This is a genomic window from Stenotrophomonas sp. (assembly GCF_050737575.1).
Lineage (GTDB): Bacteria > Pseudomonadota > Gammaproteobacteria > Xanthomonadales > Xanthomonadaceae > Stenotrophomonas.
Genome location: NZ_JBOHXW010000001.1, coordinates 50,438 through 76,238, shown reverse-complemented (window position 1 = coordinate 76,238; position 25,801 = coordinate 50,438). Strand labels below are relative to the sequence as shown.

The 25,801-nt window shown below is 64.9% G+C and carries 21 protein-coding genes and 1 tRNA gene; 9 read left to right on the top strand and 13 right to left on the bottom strand.

Annotated elements, in window-relative coordinates:
• Positions 1–62: 62 nt before the first annotated feature.
• The 6 genes from flhA to hutI all read right to left on the bottom strand — a co-directional run bounded on the left by flhA (position 63) and on the right by hutI (position 9,258).
• Entirely contained in the window at positions 63–2,171 is a 2,109-nt protein-coding gene (flhA, locus tag ACREP4_RS00390) for a flagellar biosynthesis protein FlhA (RefSeq protein ID WP_431594237.1), read from the bottom strand.
• A complete protein-coding gene (gene flhB / locus ACREP4_RS00385) occupies positions 2,168–3,298 on the bottom strand; it encodes a flagellar biosynthesis protein FlhB (protein WP_431594236.1) in 1,131 nt (376 codons plus the stop codon). Before flhB ends, flhA begins: the two co-directional genes overlap by 4 nt.
• Positions 3,299–3,570: 272 nt before the next feature.
• The gene (hutU, locus tag ACREP4_RS00380) at positions 3,571–5,238 is read right to left on the bottom strand and encodes a urocanate hydratase (RefSeq protein ID WP_431594235.1); all 1,668 of its coding nucleotides are present in this window, start codon (positions 5,236–5,238) and stop codon (positions 3,571–3,573) included.
• A complete protein-coding gene (hutG, locus tag ACREP4_RS00375) occupies positions 5,235–6,089 on the bottom strand; it encodes an N-formylglutamate deformylase (RefSeq protein ID WP_431594234.1) in 855 nt (284 codons plus the stop codon). The genes hutU and hutG overlap by 4 nt, the downstream gene beginning before the upstream one ends.
• Positions 6,090–6,484: 395 nt before the next feature.
• Positions 6,485–8,029 carry a histidine ammonia-lyase gene (gene hutH, locus ACREP4_RS00370; RefSeq protein ID WP_431594233.1) on the bottom strand — a complete coding sequence of 515 codons (1,545 nt, stop codon included), beginning with the start codon at positions 8,027–8,029 and terminating at the stop codon, positions 6,485–6,487.
• A 23-nt stretch (positions 8,030–8,052) separates the two neighbouring features.
• Positions 8,053–9,258, bottom strand: coding sequence for an imidazolonepropionase (gene hutI, locus ACREP4_RS00365; protein ID WP_431594232.1), 1,206 nt, complete (start codon positions 9,256–9,258; stop codon positions 8,053–8,055).
• A 60-nt stretch (positions 9,259–9,318) separates the two neighbouring features.
• Between hutI and ACREP4_RS00360 the strand changes: the two genes are divergently transcribed.
• Entirely contained in the window at positions 9,319–10,689 is a 1,371-nt protein-coding gene (locus ACREP4_RS00360) for a formimidoylglutamate deiminase (RefSeq protein ID WP_431594231.1), read from the top strand.
• 41 nt (positions 10,690–10,730) lie between these two features.
• A complete protein-coding gene (hutC, locus tag ACREP4_RS00355; protein WP_431594230.1) occupies positions 10,731–11,459 on the top strand; it encodes a histidine utilization repressor in 729 nt (242 codons plus the stop codon).
• Between the two features lie 164 nt (positions 11,460–11,623).
• Here hutC and ACREP4_RS00350 read toward each other — a convergent pair whose 3' ends face one another.
• From ACREP4_RS00350 to ACREP4_RS00335, 4 genes are all read right to left on the bottom strand, one after another.
• Complete coding sequence (locus ACREP4_RS00350; protein WP_431594229.1) at positions 11,624–12,625, bottom strand: restriction endonuclease; 1,002 nt, start codon at positions 12,623–12,625, stop codon at positions 11,624–11,626.
• Positions 12,626–12,724: 99 nt separating this feature from the next.
• Positions 12,725–13,531: a YggS family pyridoxal phosphate-dependent enzyme gene (locus tag ACREP4_RS00345; RefSeq protein ID WP_431594228.1), complete on the bottom strand. Its 807-nt coding sequence runs from the start codon at positions 13,529–13,531 to the stop codon at positions 12,725–12,727.
• 139 nt (positions 13,532–13,670) lie between these two features.
• Complete coding sequence (locus ACREP4_RS00340; RefSeq protein WP_431594227.1) at positions 13,671–14,138, bottom strand: phasin family protein; 468 nt, start codon at positions 14,136–14,138, stop codon at positions 13,671–13,673.
• A gap of 82 nt (positions 14,139–14,220) precedes the next feature.
• On the bottom strand, positions 14,221–14,496 hold the full coding sequence (locus ACREP4_RS00335) for a polyhydroxyalkanoic acid system family protein (protein WP_431594226.1): 276 nt from the start codon (positions 14,494–14,496) through the stop codon (positions 14,221–14,223).
• Between the two features lie 118 nt (positions 14,497–14,614).
• On the opposite strand from ACREP4_RS00335, the gene ACREP4_RS00330 reads away from it, so the two are divergent.
• From ACREP4_RS00330 to aroA, 4 genes are all read left to right on the top strand, one after another.
• Positions 14,615–15,418, top strand: coding sequence for an FHA domain-containing protein (locus tag ACREP4_RS00330; protein WP_431594225.1), 804 nt, complete (start codon positions 14,615–14,617; stop codon positions 15,416–15,418).
• Between the two features lie 141 nt (positions 15,419–15,559).
• Positions 15,560–16,645, top strand: a complete 1,086-nt coding sequence (gene serC / locus ACREP4_RS00325; RefSeq protein WP_431594224.1) for a 3-phosphoserine/phosphohydroxythreonine transaminase — start codon at positions 15,560–15,562, stop codon at positions 16,643–16,645.
• A gap of 53 nt (positions 16,646–16,698) precedes the next feature.
• A complete protein-coding gene (gene pheA, locus ACREP4_RS00320; RefSeq protein ID WP_431594223.1) occupies positions 16,699–17,883 on the top strand; it encodes a prephenate dehydratase in 1,185 nt (394 codons plus the stop codon).
• Positions 17,884–18,064: 181 nt separating this feature from the next.
• A complete protein-coding gene (gene aroA / locus ACREP4_RS00315) occupies positions 18,065–19,378 on the top strand; it encodes a 3-phosphoshikimate 1-carboxyvinyltransferase (protein ID WP_431594222.1) in 1,314 nt (437 codons plus the stop codon).
• On the opposite strand, the gene ACREP4_RS00310 is transcribed toward aroA, so the two are convergent.
• A complete protein-coding gene (locus ACREP4_RS00310; RefSeq protein ID WP_431594221.1) occupies positions 19,362–19,877 on the bottom strand; it encodes an energy transducer TonB in 516 nt (171 codons plus the stop codon). The genes aroA and ACREP4_RS00310 overlap by 17 nt on opposite strands.
• A 99-nt stretch (positions 19,878–19,976) precedes the next feature.
• A complete protein-coding gene (locus ACREP4_RS00305; protein WP_431594220.1) occupies positions 19,977–20,624 on the bottom strand; it encodes an energy transducer TonB in 648 nt (215 codons plus the stop codon).
• A 110-nt stretch (positions 20,625–20,734) separates the two neighbouring features.
• Here ACREP4_RS00305 and serS point away from each other — a divergent pair, with 110 nt between their 5' ends.
• The 3 genes from serS to ACREP4_RS00290 all read left to right on the top strand — a co-directional run bounded on the left by serS (position 20,735) and on the right by ACREP4_RS00290 (position 23,377).
• Positions 20,735–22,012, top strand: a complete 1,278-nt coding sequence (gene serS, locus ACREP4_RS00300) for a serine--tRNA ligase (protein ID WP_431594219.1) — start codon at positions 20,735–20,737, stop codon at positions 22,010–22,012.
• A gap of 211 nt (positions 22,013–22,223) precedes the next feature.
• Positions 22,224–23,216, top strand: coding sequence for a LysR substrate-binding domain-containing protein (locus ACREP4_RS00295; protein ID WP_431594754.1), 993 nt, complete (start codon positions 22,224–22,226; stop codon positions 23,214–23,216).
• Between the two features lie 71 nt (positions 23,217–23,287).
• Positions 23,288–23,377: transfer RNA gene (locus ACREP4_RS00290), tRNA-Ser, on the top strand.
• A gap of 281 nt (positions 23,378–23,658) precedes the next feature.
• Here the strand turns inward: ACREP4_RS00290 and ACREP4_RS00285 are convergent.
• The gene (locus tag ACREP4_RS00285) at positions 23,659–25,779 is read right to left on the bottom strand and encodes a putative bifunctional diguanylate cyclase/phosphodiesterase (RefSeq protein ID WP_431594218.1); all 2,121 of its coding nucleotides are present in this window, start codon (positions 25,777–25,779) and stop codon (positions 23,659–23,661) included.
• Positions 25,780–25,801: the final 22 nt, after the last annotated feature.

Below are 25,801 nucleotides of genomic sequence, written 5' to 3'. Positions count from 1 at the left end.
GGTGGAACGGGTGTCTGTTTTCCGTCGCCAGCGCCAAGGTCGGCGTTGGTTTCCGGGGTGCTTCAGCTGATCGTGCCGACCAGCTTCAGCCGCTTGTCTTCCGGCACCTCGCTGTAGGCCAGGACCGACAGCGAGGGAACGCTGTGGCGGACCAGGCGCGCCAGCGCGGCGCGGACCGGCGCCGGTACCAGCACAACCGCGGGCTCGTTGCGGGCCTCCTGCTTGCCGACACAATCGGCAAGGCTTTGGTGGAGGCGTTCGGCGAGACCGGGTTCCAGTGCGGCACCATTGCCTTGTGTTGACTCCTGCAAGACCCGTTCCAGTTGCGGGTTGAGGGTGAACACCGGCAGCTCCGGCGCCATTCCGGCGATCTCCTGCACGATGAAACGGCCCAGCGCGTTGCGTACGGCGGCGGTGAGCGCGGCCGGGTCCTGGGTGACCGGCGCGGTTTCCAGCAGGGCTTCGGCGATCTTGCGCAGCTGCCGCACCGGGATGCGTTCGATCAACAGGTTCTGCAGCACGCGCGCCACGGTGGACAGCGGCAATGCCTTCGGCGACAGGTCCTCGGCCAGCTTGGGCGCGCTCTTGGCCAGGTTCGCCAGCAGCTGCTGCACTTCCTCGTGGCCGAGCAGTTCCGGGGCGTGTTCGCGGATGAGGTGCGACAGATGCGTGGCGACCACGGTGGCCGGATCGACCACGGTGTAGCCCAGCGATTCGGCATGAGCGCGCTGATGCGGCTGGATCCAGGTGGCATCCAGACCGAACGCCGGATCCTTGCCGGCAATGCCTTCCAGCTTGCCCATGGCGCTGCCCGGGTCCAATGCCAGTTCGCGGTCCGGGTGGATGTCGGCGGTGGCCACTGGCACGCCGTGAATCAGCAGCCGATACGCGGTGGCCGGCAGTTCCAGGTTGTCGCGGATATGGACAGGCGGAATCAGGAAACCCAGGTCCTGGGTGAGCTTGCGGCGCACGCCCTTGATGCGCGCCATCAGCTCGCCGCCTTGGGTTTTGTCCACCAATGGAATCAGCCGGTAACCCACTTCAAGGCCCAGCGGATCGACCGGGCGCAGTTCGTCCCAGCTCAGCTCGGCGGTGGGCGAGGCGGGTGGCGACAGGCCCGGGATGCCGCCGGTGTCGGCGTTTGCTGTGGCGGCTGCCTGTGGATTGGCGGCGGCAGCGGTTTCGCGCTTCCAGAACTTCCAGGCCAGGAACGCCAGGATGGCAGCCAGCGTCAGGAAGGCCAGGTTCGGCATGCCCGGCACCAAGCCAACCAGGCCGATGATGCCGGCCGCGATGGCCAGCGCACGGTACTGGCCGAACACCTGGCCCATCATGGCCTGGGCCATGTCCTGCGAGCGCGAGGCGCGGGTGACCAGCATCGCCACGGCGCTGGAAACCAGCAATGCCGGCAACTGCGCCACCAGGCCGTCACCGATGGAAAGCAGGGTGTAGGTGGCCGCGGCGTCGCCGAACGGCATGCCGTGCTGGAGCACGCCCACGGCCAGGCCACCGAGCAGGTTGATGAACAGGATCAGGATGCCGGCGATGGCGTCGCCACGGATGAACTTGCTGGCACCGTCCATTGCACCGTAGAAGTCGGCTTCTTCGCGGACTTCTTCGCGCCGGGCCTTGGCTTCTTCGCGCGTCAGCAAACCGGCGTTGAGGTCGGCATCGATGGCCATCTGCTTGCCGGGCATGGCGTCAAGAATGAAGCGTGCGGTCACTTCCGACACACGCCCGGCACCCTTGGTGATGACCACGAAATTGATGATGGTCAGGATCGCGAAGACCACGATACCGACCGCGTAATTGCCGCCGATGACGAACTCGCCGAAGGAGGCAATCACCTTGCCGGCGGCTTCGTGGCCGTTCTGGCCATTGAGCAGAATCACGCGGGTGGAGGCCACGTTCAGGGCCAAACGCAGCATCGTGGTGATCAACAGCACGATCGGGAAAATGGTGAAATCCAGCGGCCGTTTCACATAGACCACGGCCAGCAGCACCATCAGCGAGATGGCGATGTTCAGGGTGAACAGCGCATCCAGCACCGGCGCGGCCAACGGCACCACCACCATCGCCAGCAGGGCCAGCACGATCAGCGGCGCGCCAAGTCCTTGGCGCAGCATGTCCAGCGCGCGGCGGGCATTGAAGCCCGAGGCTTGCGCACTCATGGCTTGGCTCCTGTGCCGAATTCGTCAACGTCGAGCGCCGGTTGCGGCGGCATCGGGCCGCTGCGCCATTGGCGCAGCTGGTAGACGTAGGACAGGATCTGGGCGACGGCCGAATACAGTCTCACGGGGATTTCCTTGCCAAGTTGACTCTCCCGATACAAGGCCCGTGCCAAAGGCGGCGCAGAGACAATCGCGACCTTGTTGCCTTCGGCCACCTTGCGGATGTTCAGGGCCACTTCGTCCACGCCCCGGGCGACCACGGTGGGGGCGCTCATGCGGCCGCTTTCGTACTTCAGCGCGACGGCGTAATGGGTCGGGTTGACCACCACCACATCGGCGGTGGGCACCGCTTCCATCATCCGGCGCTGCGACATCTGCATCTGCATCTGGCGGATGCGGCCCTTGACCTCGGGGCTGCCTTCGCTCTCTTTCATTTCCCGCTTGAGCTCTTCGCGGGTCATCTTCAGTTTTCGCAGCCAGTTCCACTTCTGGTACGGCGCGTCGATGGCCGCCAGCAGCGCCAGCGCGCCGCCAGTGGCCAACAGCAGCTTCAAGGTGAAGCCCAGCCCGTTGCGGATGGCGATTTCCAGCGGTTGGTGCAGCAGCCCGCGCAGCGCATCCATGCTGTGCCATATGCACAGGCCCGCCGCGCCGCCAATGAAGGCCACGCGCAGCATCGACTTGATCAACTCGGCTACCGCCTCGCCACCGTACAGGCGCTTGAGCCCGGTCATCGGATTCATGCGCTTGAAGTCGGGCATCAGTGCCTTGTTGGAGAACCGCAGGCCACCCATCAACACCGGCGCGATGAAGCCGGCGAGCAGGCACACCAGGATCAGCGGGCTGACGGCCAGCATCAGCTTCAACAGCAGCCAACCGGCGTGGCCGAACAGCGCTTGCGGGGTGTCCAGCAGGGAAGGATCCGGGCGCAGCGCGGTCTTCATCCATTCGCGCGAACTATTGGCGACGGAGCCGGACAGCGTGGTCAGCGCCACCACCGCGGCGGTGAACACAGCAGCCGTGGCCAACTCCTTGGAGCGCGGGATGTTGCCTTGTTCCTGCGCATCACGCAGACGTTTTTCGGTGGGGAGTTCGGTTTTTTCCCCGGCCTGTTCGTTCTCGGACATGGCACGGCGCGGATAAGGAGGTCATCCGGGGTGGTGCAAGAAGTGTTCCGGAATGAGGTGCTGCGAAGTGCGTCCCCCTCTCCCCAACCCCTCTCCCGCGAGGGGAGAGGGGCTTTAAAGCTGCAGTTGCCAGCAATTCCTCAGCTCGCGGCGCCCTGAGCCCCTCTCCCCTAGCGGGAGAGGGGTTGGGGAGAGGGGGAAGAAGGCTCGCCAAGAACAAAAACGGGCAGGTCAAAGACCTGCCCGTCGTCATCAAGCCCAAAGATTACGAATCAGCCAAGAATCCCCGGCAGATCCAAGCCCTTCTCCCTGGCGCAATCAATGGCGATGTCATAACCCGCATCGGCATGGCGCATCACGCCGGTGCCCGGGTCGTTCCACAACACGCGGGCGATGCGCTGGTCGGCGGCTTCGCTGCCATCGCAGACGATGACCACGCCCGAATGCTGCGAATACCCCATGCCGACACCACCGCCGTGGTGCAGGCTCACCCAGGTGGCACCGCCGGCAACGTTCAACATGGCGTTGAGCAGCGGCCAATCGGACACGGCATCCGAACCGTCCTTCATCGACTCGGTCTCGCGGTTTGGCGAAGCCACGCTGCCGCTGTCCAGGTGATCGCGGCCGATCACCACCGGCGCACTCAGTTCGCCGTTGCGGACCATTTCATTGAACGCCAGGCCTAGTTTGTGGCGCAGGCCCAGGCCGACCCAGCAGATGCGCGCCGGCAGGCCCTGGAACGCAATGCGCTCGCGCGCCATGTCCAGCCAGCGGTGCAGGTTGGGATCGTCAGCGATGATCTCCTTTACCTTGGCATCGGTCTTGTAGATATCTTCCGGGTCGCCACTCAGTGCCACCCAGCGGAACGGGCCGATACCGCGGCAGAACAGCGGTCGCACATACGCCGGCACAAAACCGGGGAAGTCGAACGCGTTCTTCAGGCCTTCGTCGAAGGCCATCTGGCGGATGTTGTTGCCGTAATCCACGGTCGGAATGCCGGCCGCGTGGAAGGCCAGCATCGCTTCCACATGCACGCGCATCGCGGCTTTGGATGCATCGCGCACCTTCTCCGGATTGGCCTGCTGTTCGGCCAGCCATTGCTCCACGGTCCAGCCCAGCGGCAGGTAGCCGTGTACCGGATCGTGGGCGCTGGTCTGGTCGGTGACGCAGTCCGGGCGCACGCCACGGCGCACCAGCTCGGGCAGGATCTCAGCGGCGTTGCCGAGCAGGGCGATCGACTTGGCTTCGCCGCTGGCGGTGTACTTGGCGATGCGTGCGAGTGCATCGTCGATGTCGGTGGCCTGCTCGTCCACGTAGCGGGTACGCAGGCGGAAATCGATGCTGGTCTGGCGGCATTCGATGGTCAGGCTGCTGGCGCCGGCCAGCGACGCGGCCAGCGGCTGTGCGCCGCCCATGCCACCAAGGCCGGCAGTGAGAATCCACTTGCCGCTCAAACTGCCGCCGTAATGCTGGCGGCCCATTTCGACGAAGGTTTCGTAGGTGCCTTGGACGATGCCCTGGCTGCCGATGTAGATCCAGCTGCCGGCCGTCATCTGCCCGTACATCATCAAGCCCTTCTTATCGAGCTCGTTGAAGTGCTCCCAGTTGGCCCAGTGCGGCACCAGGTTGGAGTTGGCGATCAGCACGCGCGGTGCATCCGGATGCGTGGGGAACACGCCAACCGGCTTGCCCGACTGCACCAGCAGGGTCTGGTTGTCGTCCAGTCGCTTGAGCGTTTCAAGAATCTTGTCGTAGCTCTCCCAGTCGCGCGCGGCGCGGCCGATGCCGCCGTACACGACCAGCGACGTCGGGTCTTCGGCGACTTCGGCATCGAGGTTGTTCTGCAACATGCGGAACGGCGCTTCGGTCTGCCAGGATTTGCAGTTGAGCGTGTTGCCACGCGGTGCACGCGGGCTGCGGGACGGGTCGTGACGGGTCATGCGTTTCTCCGGGTAGCAAATTCCAGACAGGCGCCGAGCACTTGCTGCAAGGTGTTGCGCACGGGCGCGGCGTGTTCGGGGTCGTAAGGTGTGGGCCAGCGGTGTTCGTCCACATCGGCCGGGGCCGGCTCGTGCATATAGCCACGGCAGCCCAGTTCCATCTGCAGGGTGTGCACGCCACCGGCGGTGTCGCTGTAATGGCGGGTAATCCAGCCGCCCTTGAAGCGGCCGTTGCGCACATGGCTCATGCCGCTCATCGCGCACAGGTTTTCCACCACGTCGGTCAGCGCGTTGTCACAGGACGTATCGGGCGCGCCGCTGGGGCCTGCGCTGCCGATGTTGAACTGCGGCAGCTCGCCCTCGAACAGATGCGGAATCAACGAACGGATCGAGTGCGCGTCATAGACGACGACGGTGTCGTGCTGCGCGCGTAGACGGGCAATCTGCTCGGCAAGCGCGGCATGGTACGGGTCGAACCAGGTCTGCCGGCGGCGCAGGATTTCGGCGTCATCGGGCGCGTGGCCATCGCGGTACAGCGGCTGGTTGTCGAACGTGGTGGTCGGGCACAGGCCGGTGGTGTTCTGGCCCGGATACAGCGATACGCCGGAAGGGTCACGATTGACGTCGATCACCGAGCGCGAGATCGCTGTGCGCACGGTGGTGGCGCCCAGCTCCTTGGCGGCGAAGGCATAAAGTTCATGCACCCACCAATCGGCATCACGACGCGCCAACCAGGGGGAAACGAAATGGCCGACGAGTTCATCGGGCAGCTCGGTGCCGGTGTGCGGGAAGCTGACGATGAGTGGCGCTTGCCCTTGGTGGATCTGCAGCCAGTCAGGGTGGGTGGTCATGGTGAATTCCTGGGGCTAGACGGGGGAGAAGCAGGTAGGTGGGTGAGGGCGCTGCGCAGGTTGGTGAAGCTCGTTGCTGTCTCTTCTCCCGCGAGCGGGGTGAGGACATGCGGCATACGAGCCACTGGGCTCGTGCATGTCCGAACGCACCGCGCTCTGCGCGGGGCCGGGGCGCGGAGCGAGATGCCCGAAGGGCAGATGAGGGGAGCTGTTCGCGTAAAGCTTCAAAAGCCCCCTCATCCGGCGCTGCGCGCCACCTGTATTCGGTACATCCATGTACCTCACCCTTCGGGCGGCTTCGCCGTACAACTCGGCAATCCTGCCGAGTTGTCGTCCCGCAGGCGGGAGAAGGGATTGAGCAACTGCGGGCATCCAGCCGTGCCTGCGTTGTCGAATCAGCTACCCACCACATCCACACCCGGCAATTCCACACCCAAGCCCGCAGCCAGCGCACCACTGCGCACCAGCTCGGTCGCGGCAACCATGTCCGGGTGGAAGTAACGGTCGTCCACCAAGGTAGGCACCTGCGCACGCAGCGTCGCGCGAACACTCTCCAGCGCAGCACTCGACCGCAGCGGCGTGTGGAAATCGCAGCCTTGACCAGCCGCCAGCAATTCAATGCCGATCACGTTGGCCGCGTTCTCGGCCATCGCCATCAAACGACGCGCGCCGTGCGCGGCCATCGAGACATGGTCTTCCTGGTTGGCCGAGGTCGGAATCGAATCCACGCTCGCCGGGTAGGCACGCTGCTTGTTCTCCGAGACCAGCGCCGCCGCGGTGACCTGCGGAATCATGAAGCCCGAGTTCAGGCCCGGCTTCGGCGTCAGGAATGCAGGCAGGCCGCTCAGCGCCGGGTCCACCAGCATTGCGGTGCGGCGCTCGCTGATCGATCCGATCTCGCAGATCGCCATGGCCAGCATGTCGGCGGCAAAGGCCACCGGCTCGGCGTGGAAGTTGCCGCCGCTCAAGGCTTCGCCGGTATCGGTGAACACCAGCGGGTTATCAGAGACGCCGTTGGCTTCGATCTCCAGCGTGGTCGCGGCCTGGCGCATGATGTCCAATGCGGCGCCCATCACCTGCGGCTGGCAGCGCAGGCAGTACGGGTCCTGCACGCGCACGTCGTTGTCGCGGTGCGATTCGCGGATGGCCGAACCCTGCATCAGCTCGCGCAGTACGGCGGCGGTGGCGATCTGCCCGCGCTGGCCACGGATGCTGTGGATGCGCGGATCGAACGGTGTATCCGAGCCCTTGGCCGCTTCCACGGACAAGGCGCCGGTAACCAGCGCGGCCTGGAACACGGTTTCGATCTCAAACAAACCGGCCAGCGCATAAGCGGTGGAATACTGAGTGCCGTTGAGCAGCGCCAGGCCTTCCTTCGCGCCCAGCACCAGCGGTGCCAGACCGGTCTGCTGCAGCGCCTGCTCGGCGGGCATGCGCACGCCGCCGACGAAGGCTTCGCCGACGCCGATCATCACGCTCGCCAGGTGCGACAGCGGGGCGAGGTCGCCCGACGCACCGACCGAGCCTTGGCACGGAATCACCGGCACCACCTGCTTTTGCAGCAGCGCTTCCAGCAGCGCAAGCGTCTGCGGGCGGATGCCCGAGGCGCCCTGCGCAAGGCTGGTCAACTTGAGCGCCATCATCAGCCGCACCACGTTGGCCGGCATCGGCTCGCCAACGCCAGCGGCATGCGACAGCACGATATTGCGCTGCAGGGTTTCCAGGTCCTCGCGTTCGATACGGACGCTGGCCAGCTTGCCGAAGCCGGTGTTGATGCCATACACCGGCTCGCCCTTGGCGACGATGTCGGCCACCACCTGCGCGCTGCGCTGCACGGCGGCCTGCGCGGAAGCATCCAGGCGCACATCGGCGCCACGGTAGATCTGCCGCCACTGCGACAACGGAACATGGCCGGGGAGAAGGGTGAGGGTGGTGCTCATGTGGACTCCAGTAGTGCGATGTTTCAGGCGGGCTGCCCGCGCCAGATGCGGGCATGCAGAGGGTTGAAGCCGATGCGGTAAACCAGGTCGGCCGGTGCGTCGATGTCCCAGATGGCGAGGTCGCATTCCAGCCCGGCGGCAAGTCGGCCGAGGCGCTCGCTGCGGCCCAGTGCACGCGCGGCTTCGCGGGTGAAACCGGCGATGCATTCGTCCACGGTCAGGCGGAACAAGGTCGCGCCCATGTTCATGGTCAGCAGCGGGCTGGTCAGCGGCGAGGTGCCGGGATTGCTGTCGGTGGCCAAGGCAATGGGCACACCGGCGTCGCGCAATTGCTGGATCGGCGGCAGCACGGTTTCGCGGGTGAAGTAGTACGCGCCGGGCAGCAGCACCGCGACAGTGCCGGCCGCGCGCATGGCGGCAATGCCGGCGTCATCCAGATGTTCGATATGGTCGGCCGACAGCGCGCCGTGCTGGGCAGCCAGCTCGGCGCCGTGCTGGTTGGACAGCTGTTCGGCGTGGATCTTGATCGCCAGCCCATGTTGCCTGGCTGCTTCAAATACCTGCTGCGCCTGCGCCGGGGAGAAGGCGATGTTTTCGCAGAACACATCAACCGCCTCGGCCAGCCCTTCGGCGGCGATGGCGGGGATCATCACCGCGCACACTTCGTTGATGTAGGCCTGGGCTTCGTGGCCCGGCGACACCGCGTGTGCGCCGAGGAAGGTCGGCACCACTTCGACCTTGCGCAGCGTGCCCAGCTCACGGGCGACGCGCAGCTGCTTGCGTTCGTCCATCAGGCTCAAGCCGTAGCCGGATTTGATCTCGATGGTGGTGACGCCTTCGGCCAGCATCGCGTCGAGCCGGGGCAGGGTGGCCTTGATCAGCGCGTCGTCGTCGGCAGCGCGGGTGGCACGCACAGTGGAGACAATACCGCCGCCCGCGCGGGCGATATCGGCATAGCTCACGCCGCGCAGGCGCTGCTCGAATTCGCCCGCACGGTTGCCGGCGTAGACCAGATGGGTGTGGCAGTCGATCAGGCCCGGGCTGATCCAGCGGCCTTCGCAATCCACGCGCAGCGCGGCATCGAAGGCGGGCGCCGCATCGGCGGGGCCGACGTGGACGATGTGGCCATCGCGCGCGGCGATCACGCCATCGCGGACAATGCCCAGGCCGCCGCTGGCATCGTCCAGTGTCATCAGGTTGGCGTTGTGCCAGAGTGTGTCGCAGCGCATGTGCACTCATCCCGTCAATTTGTATATACAATAACGACGGAAAACGGAGAGTGTCCAGTGATGCCTGACAACGCCAGCAAATCAGTCCATTTCCACGCCGCCCACGCCCTGTTGCCCGACGGCTGGGCGCAGGATGTGCGCATTGAAAGTGCGGACGGGCGGATCACGGCGGTGACCACGGGCGTTACCCGGGAAGCGGGCGATCAGGCCTTGGGCGTTGTCGTTGCCGGGCTGGGCAACCTGCACAGCCACGCCTTCCAGCGCGCCATGGCCGGTTTGACCGAAGTGGGCGGGCGCTCGGGCGACAGCTTCTGGAGCTGGCGCGAGCTGATGTACCGCTTCCTGGACCGCATCACTCCGGACGACTTCCAGGCCATCGCTGCGCAGGCCTACATGGAAATGCTGGAAAGCGGCTTCACCCGCGTCGGCGAGTTCCACTACCTGCACCACGCCGCCGATGGCAGCCGCTATGCCGATCACGCCGAAATGGCTGGTCGCGTCGCCGCCGCGGCGAATGAGTCGGGCCTAGGCTTGACGCTGCTGCCGGTGTTCTACGCCCACTCGGATTTCGGTGGTGCCGCGCCCACGCACGGTCAGCGTCGTTTCCTGCACGACATCGACGGCTTTGCATCGCTACTTGATGGCTGTCGCAGCGCGCTGTCGAACACGCCCGACGCGGTGCTGGGGCTCGCGCCGCACAGCCTGCGCGCCTGCACCCCGCAGGAACTGCAGGCATTGGCGGCAATGGCGCCGGGCCCGATCCACATCCACATCGCGGAACAGACCCGTGAAGTTGATGCCTGCCTGGCCTGGAGCGGACAACGCCCGGTGGAATGGCTGTATGCGAATGTCGATGTCGATGCGCGCTGGTGCCTGGTGCATGCCACGCATGTCACCGCGCAGGAAGTGAAGTCGATGGCCGACAGCGGCGCGGTGGTCGGCCTGTGTCCGATCACCGAAGCCAATCTGGGCGACGGCGTGTTCCCGATGCGCGAATTTGTCGCCGCCGGTGGCCGCTTTGGTGTTGGCTCCGATTCCAATGTGTTGATCGACGCCGCCGAAGAACTGCGCCTGCTCGAATACGGCCAGCGGCTGACGCTGCAGGGCCGCAACGTGATCTCGCCGGGCCCGCTTTCCAGCGGCCGCTGGCTGTATCAGCAGGCAGGCGAGGGCGCCGCGCAGGTGCTTGGTGTTGCTGCGGGATTGGCAGTCGGCGCGCCTGCCGATCTGCTTGAACTGGACACCGATCATCCTTCGCTGCATGGCAGGCAGGGCGATGCGTTGCTTGACAGCTGGCTGTTCGCCGCACGTAATGGCGCCCTCCGCAGCGTTTGGCGTAATGGCCGCGAATGGGTGCGCGCTGGTCGCCACGTGAATCGCGAAGCGATCACCATGCGCTACCGCGCCGCGTTGAGCCGGATACTGGCCTGACGCACGCAACCGCCGCGCGCCATCCATTCCAGGGACTCCGAGTGAAGAGCAAGAAAGCTCCCACCCTCAATCAACGCATCCGCGACGAAATCGAAAGCCGCATTCTCAGTGGCGAATGGGCGCCGGGTTACCGCATCCCGTTCGAGCACGAACTGATGGCGCAGTACGACTGTTCACGGATGACGGTGAACAAGGTGCTGACCACGCTGGCCGAGAGCGGCATGATCGAGCGCCGGCGTCGCGCCGGTTCGTTCGTTGCCCGGCAGCCGCCGCATCTGGAACAGGTGGCGCTGGAAATCCCTGATATCGAAGTCGCAGTCACCGAGCGCGGCCACGAATACGGCTATCAGTTGCTCGATCACGCGCACCGCAAAGCCAAGGCCGATGTCACCGAAGAGCTGCTGTTGGTGGGCGAGGGCAAGCTGCTGGCGATGCGCTGCCTGCATCTGGCAGACGGCAAGCCGCTGGCGCTGGAGCGGCGCTTGATCAACCCCGACGCCGTGCCGGAAACCTTGAAAGTGGATTTCACGGTTCATGCGCCGGGCAGCTGGCTGCTGCAGAACGTGTCATGGACGCGCGGCGAACACCGCATCAGCGCCGTGGCCGTCACCGCAGACGAAGCAGCCATCCTGAAAGTGCCCGCTGGCACTGCGTGCCTGGTGATCGACCGCCAGACCTGGCGCGGCGATCAGCAGATCACCTGGGTGCGGCAGAAATTTCTTGGCGATGCCTACGACCTTATCGCCCGATTTGCACCGGGCTCGCGCTGAGGAGCGTGCGGTGTGCTGATGTGGAGTGAGGCGGGATGCCAAAGCTCTTGGTTCATCCCTTCTCCCGCACGCGGGAGAAGGTGCCCCGAAGGGGCGGATGAGGGCAGCTTTTCAAGCTCTAGCTTTTAGCCGAAATTCGACGTCAAACACCTACAAAAACCAACTCAATACGTCCGGCACTGCCGCCAGCGCACCGGCTCATCAACACCGGGGCGCGGATTGAGCTGCACGCGCACGGTGCGCAGCGCCGCGTAACCCTCAAGTTCCCTGCAGATCAGCGGCCACACTTCGGCGTCGCTGCCGCTGCGCTCAACCGACAACGTCGAACGCGTCAGCCAGATGCCGCTGACCACGCCCGGCGTGCGCGCCAGCGTTTTGGAAACCGCCTGCTGGTAACGCAGCAAGGTGGCCGGATCTGGATCGGCGATCTGCTTGTCGGCGTCCAGCGGCGCTTCTGCAGTCGGGGTTTCAGCACCGACAGCGGCCGTCACTTCCTCACCACTGGCATCGGCGGCGCTCACGTTTGCCGGCGTCGATGCAACGCTTGCTGCGGACGAGGCGGCTTCCTCGCTCTGCATCGTGAGGTAGCCCATGCCGGCCAGCAGGCCGATGGTCAACGCCGCCAATCCGGCAATGCCGGTCTGGCGCGCGGCCTCGCGCTGGGCGAAGCCGGTGACGGTCTGCTGCATCTCGCTGGAGACATAAGGCTTGAGCAGCTGCCACAGGTTGCGTTCGTCAAATACTTCGATGGACTGCTTCTGTGCTTCATTCAGGCCGTCACGGTCGACGTGGCCTTCGGTGATGAGCAGTCCGCCCACCGCGCCGGTCAAGCGCATGGCCGAAGCCAGCTCGTTGACGGCGGTGGCGTCAAACCGGTAAGCGCGGCCGTGTTTGCAGGACACCAGCCAACGCTGATCACCCTGCTGCAGCAGGAAATCGCTGCTGGTGCCGCGGTCGGCGTCCTCGTTGTCGGTCAGCGGCAGCAGCTGGCGCTGGTCGGCCATGGCCTGCCGCACAATCTGCGAGAACTCCCGCCAGCGCAGTCCCGCCAATGCGGCCAAACCATGGCGGGTTTCGGTTTTCCTGCGTTTGACCAGCCATAAATAGGCCGCGGCCAGGCCCCACAGAACCAGCGCGAGCGCCAAAGCCAAAATCCAGGAAAACATCAACAGCACCCAAAGAAGAGTCGGAGCGGAAGTTTATCGTTGTTGGTGTGTGCGAAAGGTCGTCCTGCCCCGGCCGATTAGTGAGACCGGGTTGGCGGTTCAGCCAGCCGCTGCCAGACCGGGCCAGTAATGGCTGTCCGGCAGGGCGCGGGCGCCGAAGATGGCCTGGCCAACGCGGACCACGCTGGCGCCTTCCTCGATGGCGATTTCGAAATCACCGGACATGCCCATCGACAGCGCATCCAGGCTGACGTTTGCCGGAACGTCCTGGCGCAGCCGGTCGCGCAGCTCGCGCATGCGCACGAAACAGGCGCGCACCCGGTCCGCTTCGGCTGAAAACAGCGCCAGCGTCATCAACCCGCGCACGCGCAGCGCCGAAAACTGCGGCATCGCCTGCAGGAACGCCGCGACTTCGCTCGGCGGCAGGCCGAACTTGCTGTCTTCGTCGGAACTGTTGACCTGCACAAACACGTCCAGCGAGCGGCCTTCGTGCTGCAGGCGGCGGTCCAGTGCTTCGGCCAGGCGCAGGCTGTCCAAGGCTTGGAATTCACTGGCAAAGCGCGCCACCAGCTTGGCTTTGTTGGTCTGTAGATGGCCGATCACCGACCACTGCAGATCGCCCAGATCCTGCATTGCTTCCCACTTGTGATGGGCTTCCTGCACCTTGTTCTCGCCCAGCAATCGACAGCCGGCCTGATAGGCCAGGCGAATGTGGGCTTCGTCCATGGTTTTGCTGACCGGCAGCAGCCGGACCTGCGCCGGATCGCGCCCGGCGCGCGTGCACGCCGCCGCAATGCGCTGCTGCACAACCGCCAGGTTGTTGGCGAAATCAGCGACCGTTTCGGCACGCGGATAGCGCCCGTGCTGGTCGTGACGGGTGGCGGTTTCAGAAGATGCGAGGGACATGGCAGTGCTCTATCCGGCGGACTATTAAACGCCAGACATGAAAAACCCGCCATCCGATGCCGTGAGGGGAGGGAGACAAACGGCGCGGTACTGCTGGCGGGTGTAGGGATTCTCACTCAGCTTTTGCTGCTTTGCAACATCAGTGTTCTTCAGGCTTCGGCGGGGCATGCGAACTGCGGCTTTCGGCCCGGCTCAAGCGCCGGTTGAGTGCGTCCAAACGCTCGTTCAAGGCCTCGATATCCGAGCGGCTGGGGATGTCCATCCGCCGCAGGACGCGGTGCACGCTGTCATCAATGCTTTTCTCGACACGGTCCCAAGTGCCGGCCGCGCGGTCGCGGGCCTGACTGAGCGTGCTTTCCACGGTGTCGCGCAGGCTGGCGCCTTCGCTGGATTCCTCACGCGTACGCGCTTCGGCGGTCTCGCCTTCTTTCACCAGTGAATCGAACAGCCGGCTGCCTTCGTTCTGCGCGCGGGCCAGCGCGCCCAATCCTGCAAGCCAGACCTGTTGAGCGGAATGAGTCACCTTGCGACCCAAGCGCTCGGCCTGGTCCTGCAAGCGGGGACCGCCGCCATTTTCGTCCCCGGTGCGATGTTCATGTGAGTTCATTTCGGTGCTCCTGAGTCTGGGTAATCACCACCCAGGAACACCGTAACCGGCGGCTTGCCAGCGCCGCGTGACGGGGGCCGGTTCAGCCCAGCTTTTCAGTCAGCACGCGTTGAATTTCAGACTCGACCATGCCCTTCATCGCCGACAGCAGAAAGCCCAGCTGTGCCTTCACCCGCACCGCGCCCGGCAGCAGCTCGATGGCGCCCTCCACCCCGGAGCGGGTGAAATGCAGCACCTGGCCTTCCCAGCGCGTGGCGACATCAAAGCGCTCCTGCAGTTTTTCGGCGACTTCGCCGATGGCGCTGCGGGCCTTGTCGTCGGACAGGGAATGGGCGTGCTGGATGTCGATGTTGGACATGGGGCGGTTCCTGCGTGCTGCTTGATGAAGAGGTGCGGCATTGTGCGGACGTTCGCCGTGCACTCCAAGCCCTGCGGCCATCTTCTGAATGCCCCGGTGACCTGCTAGTCTGCCTCCCGTGCGAACTTTGCAAGTCCATTTCAGCAATCGACAACAGCCCGACCAGCCGATAACGCCGGGCGTTCAGCGCATCGTGCGTCATGCATCGGGTCAGGTTCGGCTGGGCGACGACAGCGTCGGCCCGATGCTGCTGGCCCAGTTTTGTTCGGATCAGCGCGGCGTCTGGTTGCAGGTTGCCAGCGGCGTGCGCGGCATCCATGTGAACGGCCGGCCGGTGCGGCGCATGGCGCTGCTGCGGGCCGGCGATTCGGTGTATGCCGATGGTGCCGAGATGCTGCTGCGCGGCAGCTGCGAGCAATTGCCGCATCCGCCTGAAGCGGCCACTGAGCAGATCGAAGACCTGCGCGTGTTGCTGCGCGGTGTCGGCGGCCGTCATCACGGGCGCAGCTTCACCTTGGAGCGCCCGCGCACGGTCGGCAGCGAGCCGGGCAGCGACATCATCATCGACGATCCCGCGTTTGCCGGTGCCCATGCGCGCTTCGAGCGGCATGGCGAAAAGGTGCTGCTGCGCGACCTGGGCTCGGCCGAAGGTACGTTGGTCAACGGCGTCCTCGTCCGGCATTGTTGGTTGCAGGCCGGCGACCAGGTCGTATTCGAGGGCAGCCACCGTTTTGTGCTGGAAATGCCGCTGGGGCAGGGCGTGCCAAATCAGGCCTTTGTCGCCGACGAAGCCCCCTTGATCCCGGAGCCGGAGATCCTGCCGCCCAAGCCGCCCCGTTCGCGGCGCTGGCCGTGGCTGCTGCTCAGCGCCTTGTTGCTGGGCGCAGCGATCAGCGCCCTGTTGATGTTCGGCGCCCGCTGATTCGGTAGCGAGCACCGCTGCACGCAATGCCGCGGCTGGCGGGCAAACTGCCCCGCTGATTGGGTGCAGATGCAACCTTTTCCGTGTCCCCAAAGGCTGTTGCGCTGCGGCATACTAGGCGTTCTGCCTTAAAGGTGTGACATGACGCGCGCATTCAATTTCAGTGCCGGCCCTGCAACGCTGCCGGAGCAAGTTCTCCGCCAGGCGCAGGAGGAAATGTTGGAATGGAATGGCGTTGGCGCGTCCATTGTCGAGATAAGCCACCGCAGCGCCGATTTCATGGCCGTTGCCGCCCAGGCCGAAGCTGACCTGCGCCGCTTGATCGGCATTCCGGACGACTACGCGGTGCTGTTCCTGGGCGGTGGTGCCACCACCCAGCAAGCGCTGCTGCCGCTGAACTTTGCCAGCCCCGGCCAACGTGCCGATTACGTGGTCAGCGGCCACTGGGGCAAGACCGCGGTCAAGCAGGCGCAACCCTATGTGGATGCACACATCGCCGCCAGCGGCGAGGCCGGTGGCTTCCATGACATTCCGCCGGTCGCGCAGTGGCAGCTGTCCAGGGACGCGGCCTATGTGCACATCACCGCCAACGAAACCATCCACGGCATCGAATTCCGCGATGTACCGGAGGTCGGGAATGTGCCGCTGATCGCGGACTTCAGCTCGTCGATTGCCTCCGAGCCGATTGATGTTTCCCGCTACGGTGTGATTTATGCCGGCGCGCAGAAGAACCTTGGCCCGGTCGGCATCGCGGTGGTCATCATCCGCCGCGATCTGCTGGAACGTGCGGGCCAGCCGCGTGCCGATATCTTCGATTACCGCTCGCATGTCGCGCGTGATTCGATGCTCAACACGCCGCCGACCTGGAACTGGTATCTGGCCGGGTTGATGTTCAAGTGGATGTTGGCGCAGGGCGGCGTGGAAGCATTTGCCAAGCTGAGCCAGGCCAAGTCGGCGCTGGTCTATGACGCCATCGACGGCTCCGGCGGTTTCTATCGCAACGAGGTAGTGCCGGCCGTGCGCTCGCGCATGAACATCCCGTTCTTCCTGCCCGACGACACGCTCAACGCGCGCTTTGTCAGTGAGTCCAAAAATGCCGGCCTGCTGGCACTGAAGGGCCACAAGGCGGTCGGCGGCATCCGTGCCTCGCTGTACAACGCCATGCCGCTGGAAGGCGCGCAGGCGCTGGCCGCGTTCATGCGTGATTTCCAGCAACGCAACGGCTGATCCATTCTTTACGCCGCGCGCCTGGCGCCGGCCTGCAACAGGTAGATGATTCCATGGCATCCAAGCCACCCAAACCCGCCGCCAAGGCAAAGCCCGCGCCGGCAAAAAAGGCCGTCAAGAAGACGGCTGCGAAGAAGGACGTCGCCGTCGCCGTCGCCAAGCCGGTGCTGGCCGACGTGCGCGCCAAGATCGACCACATTGATCGCAGCATCCAGGCGCTGATCGCCGAACGGGCCAACTTCGCCCATCAGGTCGGCAAGGCCAAGGGCAAGTTGGCCGCCGCAGTGGATTACTACCGGCCCGAGCGCGAGGCGCAGGTGCTGCGCATGGTGGTGGATCGCAACGAAGGCCCGCTCAGCGACGAAGTGCTGGTGCATGTGTACCGCGAGATCATGTCCGCATGTCTGGCCCAGCAGGAGCCGCTGAAGATCGGTTACCTCGGCCCGGAAGGCACCTTCAGCCAGCAGGCCGTGCTCAAGCATTTTGGCCGCTCGGCGATGGGCCTGCCGATGGCCAGCATCGAAGAAGTGTTCCAGGAAGTGGAAGCGGGCAACGCTGATTTCGGTGTGGTGCCGGTGGAGAATTCGGGGCAGGGCACCATCCAGATCACGCTGGATATGTTCCTCACGTCCAACCTCAAGATCTGCGGCGAAGTGGAGCTGCGCGTGCAGCAGTTCCTGATGTCGCGCAGCGGCCGCATCGACGATATCGAGCGCATTTATGCGCATCCGCAATCGTTCATGCAGACCTCGGCCTGGCTGCGCGCCAACTTGCCGAAGGCCGAGAAGATCCCGGTTTCCAGCAACGCCGAAGGTGCGCGCCGCGCGCGCAATGCTGACGATGCTGCAGCGATTGGTGGCGAGAGTGCCGGCCATGTTTACGGGTTGAAGAAGGTCGTCACCAAGCCGATCCAGAACGACGCCGACAACACCACGCGCTTCCTGGTGATCGGCCGCCAGTTCTTCCCGTCGTCCGGCCACGACCGCACCTCGGTGCTGGTGTTCATCCACGACAAGCCAGGCGCATTGTTCGACGTGCTCAGCCCGTTCGCGCGCCACGGCATCAGCATGAACCGCATCGAGTCGCGTCCGTCGCACCAGGCCAAGTGGGAATACGGTTTCTTCATCGACCTCGCCGGTCACATTGAAGACGAATCGATGCAGGCCGCACTGGCTGAACTCAAAGCGCACTCGGCGGAAATCAAGGTGCTGGGTTCCTACCCGGTCGCCGTGCCCTGAGTTTCTTGAGCCCCTCTCTCGTATACGGGAGAGGGGTTGGGGTGAGAGGCGGGACGCGCGCTATTCAAATCGTTGCAGGCACGTTTTGACCGCACCCTCATCCGCCCTCCGGGCACCTTCTCCCGCAGGGAGAAGGAACTGCTGACTGCGCCACGCGCACTGAATACCAGAGAGAATTCGCATGACCGCCCAGCCCTACTGGATCGCACACAAAGGTTCCGCCCTGCAGGGCACGTTGGCCATTCCCGGCGACAAGTCGGTCTCGCACCGCGCGGTGATGTTTGCCGCCTTGGCCGATGGCGTGTCGCATATCGATGGCTTCCTGGAAGGCGAAGACACCCGCGCCACCGCAAACATCTTCGCCAAGATGGGCGTGCGTTTTGAAACGCCATCGTCGTCGCAGCGCATCGTGCATGGCGTCGGCGTGGACGGCTTGAAGCCGCCGCAGGGCGAACTGGATTGCGGCAATGCCGGCACCGGCATGCGCTTGCTGGCCGGCTTGCTGGCAGCGCAGCCGTTCGACACCACGCTGGTCGGCGACGAGTCGTTGACCAAGCGCCCGATGCGCCGCGTCACCGGCCCGCTGGCACAGATGGGCGCCCGTATCGACACGCAGGAAGATGGCACGCCGCCGCTGCATATCCACGGTGGTCAGCCGCTGCAGGGCATTCATTACGAACTGCCGGTGGCCAGCGCGCAGGTGAAGTCGGCGGTGTTGCTGGCTGGCTTGTACGCGCAGGGCGAAACCACCGTGGTCGAGCCGCACCCCACCCGCGATTACACCGAGCGCATGCTGCGTGCGTTCGGCGTTGAGATTGATTTCGAGCCGGGCAAGGCACGGCTGCGTGGCGGCCAGCGCCTGCGCGCGACGGACATTTCGGTGCCGGCGGATTTCTCGTCTTCGGCCTTCTTCATCGTTGCGGCCAGCGTCATTCCGGGCTCGGAAGTGCGCCTGCGCTCGGTCGGCTTGAACCCGCGCCGCACCGGCTTGCTCACGGCGCTGCGGCTGATGGGCGCGGACATTACCGAAGAGAACCATGCCGAACACGGTGGCGAAGCAGTCGCCGACCTGGTCGTGCGTTACGCGCCGCTCAAGGGCGCGGAGATCCCCGAGCACGTGGTGCCGGACATGATCGATGAGTTCCCGGCGTTGTTCGTCGCGGCGGCCGCAGCGCAAGGGCAGACCGTGGTACGCGGCGCAGCCGAGTTGCGGGTCAAGGAATCAGACCGTCTCGCAGCGATGGCCACCGGTCTGCGCACGCTCGGTCTGCGCGTCGACGAAACCGAGGATGGCGCGACCATCTTTGGCGGTCCGCTGGGCAGCGGCACGATTGAAAGCCACGGCGATCACCGCATCTCGATGGCGTTCGCCATTGCCGGCCAGCTGAGCACGGGTGAAGTGCGCATCAATGACGTGGCCAACGTGGCGACCTCGTTCCCCGGCTTCGATACGCTGGCCAACGGTGCAGGTTTCGGGCTCAGCGCCCGGTCCTGAACTCCACCGGCACCTGCACCACGCTCGACACCGCCTGGCCATCCCGCATGGCCGGGCGGAAGCGCCACTGACGCAGCGCGTCCGTGGCAGCATCATCCAGGCGCGGATCGGAAGCGCCTTGGCGCGCCACGATACTCAGTTCCACAACGTGCCCGTTGCTGTCGATCTGCAACCGCGCGAACACGTCACCTTCGATGCCAGCCCGCAATACCTCGGCGGGATAGTCCGGCAGCGGATTGCCCGCCAGCGGCTCGGCATCACCATCGGCGATCGGCGCAGCTGCAACTGGCGCGGGTTTGATCACCGTGGCAGCCGGCGCGGCGGCTGCAGAAACCGGCGCAGCGGTGTCCTCAGCAAGCGGCTGCGCCCGATGGCGCGCAAACAGCAACATGCCGATCACCAGCGACGCGGCCAGCAGCACCCACAGCCAGCCGGCCACCGCGCCCGAATGTGACGTGGTGGTACTGGCGCTGGCTTGATCGTGGGGAATGCTGGACATGGACTTGGCTGCCTTGCACGTTCTGCAATGCGGCAAGTTTGGCCAGCGCGGGGTGACCTGCGGCTAAACCCGGCAGGCACCCAACGTGGAAGGTTCAGCTTACTGAGCGGGCTTGAAATCGAACGGAATTTCGAGCGTGCCCTGCATCGGCTGACCGTTGCTCTGTGCAGGCTGGAAACGCCAGCCACGCACTGCATCCAGTGCGGCGCGATCCAACTCGCGCGAACCGCTGCGCTGGATCACCTTGGCATCCAACGGTTGGCCTTTGGCGTCCACTTCCACCTGCACCACGACCGTGCCGCTTTCGCCACGGCGCAGCGCGGCTGGCGGGTAATCGGGGGCAGGGCTCTGGCCGGGCAGGGGAACCGGGCGATCAGTCGGTGCGGCAGCGACCGGCGCGGGTGCCGGGGCCGGAACCGGTGCGGGCTGTTCAGCGATGGGGGCCGGCGGTGGAGGCGTTGTTTCCACCAGCTCCGGCTCTTCCTCGACCACTTCCGGGCGCGCATCGGGCATGTCGCTGGCACCGGCGCTGGCCGGAAGCGGAGCAGGCAAGGGCGTGATTTCGGCCACTTCGGCTTGCGGCTGAGCCGGCCCTGCACGGTAGAAGTCGTTGTTGCGGCGTGCGTTAAGCCACACCAGGCCAAACAGCAACACGCCCACGCCAAAGGCGATGCCGGCGATTTTCAGCGTGTTGCGGGGCAGATGGAAAGTGATGTTCTGGTCAGAGCGGGAGCGTGATGCGGACATGGGCTGGACCGGATTGAACGAGGCGATTCTTGCACAACAATACCCATACGCGGCAGAAAGTCGCGGTTCGCGCGATAATCGCTGTTCAACTCCGTACACAGTGCCAGCCCATGCTTGATCCAGCCCTTCTTCGCCAGCAGCCCGCCGAACTCGCCGAACGCCTGCGTGAAACACGCGGTTATGTGCTTGACGTGGCCGCCTTCGAATCCCTTGAGGCCGATCGCAAGCGCATCCAGGTGCGTACCCAGGAATTGCAGAGTCTGCGCAACAGCCGTTCCAAGGCGATTGGCTTTGCCAAGGCAAAGGGCGAGGACGTGTCGGCGATCATGGCCGAAGTGGCTGCGTTTGCCGATGAGCTGAAGGCCTCGGAAATCCAGTTGGACGTGCTGCGCGAAAAAATCGACGCGCTGTCGATGGGCATTCCGAACCTGCCGTCGGCCGATGTGCCGGCCGGCAAGGACGAAAGCGAGAACGTCGAGCAGTTGCGTTGGGGCACGCCGCGCGAATTCGACTTCGCGGTGCTCGATCACGTTGAGCTGGGCGCGCGCAATGGCGGGCTGGATGCTGAAACTGCAGCCAAATTGTCCGGCGCACGTTTCACCGTGCTGCGTGGCCAGGTCGCGCGTCTGCACCGTGCGTTGGGCCAGTTCATGCTCAACCTCCACAGCGGCGAGCACGGCTACGAAGAAACCAACGTGCCGGTGCTGGTCAACGCCGATTCGCTGCGTGGCACCGGCCAGCTGCCGAAGTTCGAGGAAGACCTGTTCAAGACCGCGTTGGGTGAATCCACGCGTTACCTGATTCCGACCTCCGAAGTGCCGCTGACCAACATCGTGCGCGACGAGATCATCGACGCCGAGCGCCTGCCGCTGCGCATGACCGCCCATTCGATGTGCTTCCGTTCCGAAGCTGGCAGCGGCGGCCGCGATGTGCGCGGCATGATCCGCCAGCATCAGTTCGAGAAGGTGGAACTGGTCAGCGTGTGTGCGGCTGAAGACAGCGAGGCCGAACACCAGCGCATGACCGGCTGCGCCGAAGCCGTGCTGCAGAAGCTGGGCCTGCCGTACCGCAAGGTGCTGCTGTGCACCGGCGACATGGGCTTTGCCGCGATCAAGACCTACGACCTGGAAGTGTGGTTGCCGTCGCAGCAGACCTACCGCGAGATTTCCTCGTGCTCGAACTGTGGCGACTTCCAGGCGCGCCGCATGCAGGCCCGCTGGCGTCATCCGGGCGGCAAGCCGGAGCTGCTGCACACGCTCAACGGCTCGGGCGTGGCGGTGGGCCGGGCAATGATCGCGGTGATGGAGAATTACCAGAACGCCGACGGCTCGATCACCATCCCGGACGTGCTGCGGCCGTACATGGGCGGCCTCGAACGGATCGGCTGAGCCAATCCGCGCAGTTGGATGGAAAACAGAAAGCCCGCAGCGATGCGGGCTTTTTCGTGGCCGTTTGTTGAAGCGATTGAACCGTAAGATTTTTTTGTTCAGGGAGCCTGAGCGCGCATTGTTCTTAAATAGGACTGTTTGCAGCCTGATTTGCAAAATCGGAACGCAAGTGGTTGAATTCGCCAGTTCGTTCCATTTCTGGGATCAATCCATGCAGGACCTCAACGACCTCTACTACTTTGCGATGGTGGTAGACCACGGCGGTTTTGCCGCCGCTGAACGCGCACTGGGCATCCCAAAGTCGCGCCTGAGCCGACGTATCAGCCAGCTGGAAACCGAGCTGGGCGTGCGCCTGCTGCAGCGTTCCACCCGCCGCTTCGCAGTAACCGACGTGGGCATGAGCGTGCACCGACATGCGCAGACGATGTTGTCCGAGGCGCAGGCGGCGCGTGAAGTGGTTGACCGGCTGAGCGCGGAGCCGCGCGGCCTGGTCCGGGCCAGCGTTCCGGTGTCGCTGGCGCAGATGCAGTTGTCCAAGCTGCTGCCGAAGTTTCTGGCGCAGTACCCGAAGGTGCGCCTGCAGTTGGCCATCACCAATCGCCGCGTGGACATCATCAATGAAGGCTACGACGTTGCCCTGAGGGTGCGTTCGCGGCTGGATGATGACGGCAGCCTGGTGATGCGCAGCTTCGGCCAGGTGCAGGAATTGCTGGTCGCCAGCCCGGGCTATCTGGACCGCGCCGGCCGCCCGGCATCGCCGCAGGACATCTCCAATCACGTCACGCTGAGCATCAGCGAAGACGAAGCCCGCCAGCGCTGGGAGCTGCACGGTCCCGGCGGTGAAGTGCATCGCGTCGAGCTGCAGCCGCGTGTGGCAGGTTCGGATTTTCCCTTGCTGCAGTCGATGGTCAAGGACGGTTTCGGCATCACCATGCTGCCGGAAACCATCTGTGCCGAGGCGGTGCGTAACGGCGAACTGGAAGTGGTGTTGCCCGACTGGTCGCTGCCGCAGGGCATTTGTCATGCGGTATTTGCCTCCCGTCGCGGCCTGTTGCCAGCGGTGCGCGTGTTCATCGATTTCCTGGCTGAGCACCTGCCGCCGGAACTGGAAGCCTCGCGCCTGGATTGCGGCGGCGCCTGCGAACGGGCCAAGGAGAAGATCCGCGCCTCGACTGTCGGTGCACTGGCCATTGAGACCGGTTGAGCAAAACCCCGGCAAGCATGCGAGAATGCGCGCCCGGCCACGCACGTCGTCGCCGGGTTCAAGCACAGCAAGGACAGATGGCCGAGCGGTTGAAGGCACCGGTCTTGAAAACCGGCGAAGGGTTAAACCTTCCGTGGGTTCGAATCCCACTCTGTCCGCCATGTTGCAAACAAAAAGCCGCTGATCTCAGCGGCTTTTTGTTGTCTGGCAGGTGCATGCCGGCAGATTCGGTGAACTGATCTGCTGCCAAGGCGGCTGAGCTGGCCAAGCATAGGCCAGTGTCGCCACCGGGCTGTTGCGCTTTCAGCGTGGTGAGCGGGCGGGGGAGTGTTGTCACTTTTCCGGGGTGCCGAGTTTCCACGTGCAGCCGCCACAGGTGTTCGTGTATCGCATGTCAGCGTGACATTCCCTCCTGCAAGCCGGGAGGGCATGCCGCAGGCACTCACTCCGGCGTGTTGTGGAACGAGGACAGTCGTGCGTCCAGCGCGGCTTGGCGGGCGTCGCCACCGTGCAGGCGGATGAAGCTTTCGGCGCTGACCGCGCGGCCGAGCAGGGCGCCTTGCAGTTGGTCGCAGCCCAGGCGCTCGACGTAGGCGCGCTGGGCCGGGTTTTCGATGCCGGCGGCGACCACCGACAAGTTCAATGCGTGGCCAAGCGCAACGATGGCCGAGACGATCACCACGTCCTCGTCGCTGTCTTCCAGGGTCAGCACGAAGGCGCGGTCGATCTTGATCTCGCTGGCAGGCAGCCGTTTGAGATGCAGCAGGCTGGACACGCCGGTGCCGAAGTTGTCGATGCAAATACCGACGCCTAGCGCGGCAACGTTGCGCAATACCGCGATGGTGCTTTCGGTGTCGCGCATCATCGCGCTTTCGCTGATCTCCAGAATCAAGCGCGTCGGCTCCAGCTCGTTGCGTTCCAGCGCGCTGCGGACATCGTCCAGCAACTGCTGTGAACCGAGCTGGCGGTCGGAGACGTTTACCGAAATGATCCAGTCGTTGTGACCGGCGTCTTGCCAGCTACGCATCTGCCGGCAGGCTTCGTTCAATATCCAAGTGCCCAGCACGCTCATCAGCGCGTTCTGTTCGGCCAGGCGGATGATCCGCTCGCTGGGAACATAACCGTGCTCGGGATGGCGCCAGCGAATGAGGGCTTCGGCACCGCTGACATGGCCGTGCTCGGCATGCACGCGCGGCTGGTAGTGCAGCGACAGCTGCGGCGTGCCGATCGCTGCGCGCAGGTCTTCGAGTAGGTGGCGATCCTGCTCGACGTTGTCATTCATCCAATCGGCAAACACCGTGTGCGTGTTGTGACTTGCCTGTTTGGCGTAGCGCATGGCGGTTTCGGCCATGGCAATCAACTGCGCGGCGGAGCTGCCGTGGTCCGGATGCAGCGCCATGCCCAAACTGCCGGTAATGCGCATGTCGCGACCACCCGCTCGCGCGGAATTCACCGCCAGAATGATGCGCTCGGCATAGGCGTCGATTTCGGTAGCGGTTTTTGATGCGGTGGCAATGACGAACTGGTCGCCGCCCAGTCGGCCGACCAGGTCTTCAGGCGGCAGCATCTGCCGCAGCCGCGTGGCGATGTCCATCAACACCGCATCACCCACCGGCGCACCGAAGGCACCGTTGATGTGACGGAAGCCGTCCATGTCAATCGACATCACCGCAAAGGCGTTGCCCTCCTGCAGCAGTTGCTCGATGCGCTCGTGTGACAACTGCCGGTTGGGCAGGCGGGTCAGTGCGTCGTGCTGGCTGGCGTGGAACAGCTCCTTCCGGGCATCGTCCAGCGACGCGGCCAGCATCGAATTGCGTAGGTGCAGCAAGCGCGCCTGCATGCGCTGTTCCTGCAGCGAGAAGATCAATACGATCGCCATCACGCCGACGGTCAGCAGCACCACGCAGGCGGCCAGCCATTCAGTCGGGACGCCGCCATTGGCGGCCGCGCCACAGACCGCATCGGCCGGAAATTGGGCCGCCGCCATGCCGGTGTAGTGCATGCCGACGATGGCCAGGCCCATCACCACGGAAGCGACCAGACGCGGCAGCAACGGGTGCTCGACAGTGCGCAGCCGGAACGCTATGTACAGCGCGCTCCACGATGCGCCCACCGCGATCACGATGGAAAGCACGAACCAGAGACGGTCGTAGTCGATGGCCGGCTGCATGCGCAGTGCCGACATACCGACGTAATGCATCCAGGCGATGCCCAGGCCCATCAACAACGCGCCGAGGGCGAGCCGGAGGTGCGGCAAGGTCGGCCGGGACACCAGCCACAATGCGAAGAGCGATGCAGCCACCGCGACCAACAGCGATTCCAGCGTGAGCCACAAGTCGTAACCCAGCGGGATGGGCAGCCGGAAGGCCAGCATGCCGACAAAGTGCATGGACCAGATGCCGGCGCCCATCGCCACACCGCCAGCAAGCAGCCAGCGGGCGGCCGTGCGCCGGGGCTGGGTTGCGGACACGCGTGAAGCCATGTCCAGCGCGGTGAACGACGCCAGGATGGCAACCAGAATGGAAAGCACCACGAACAACGGGTTGTAGCTGCCGACGAGCATCAAACCCCTCCCTTTAGTGTCC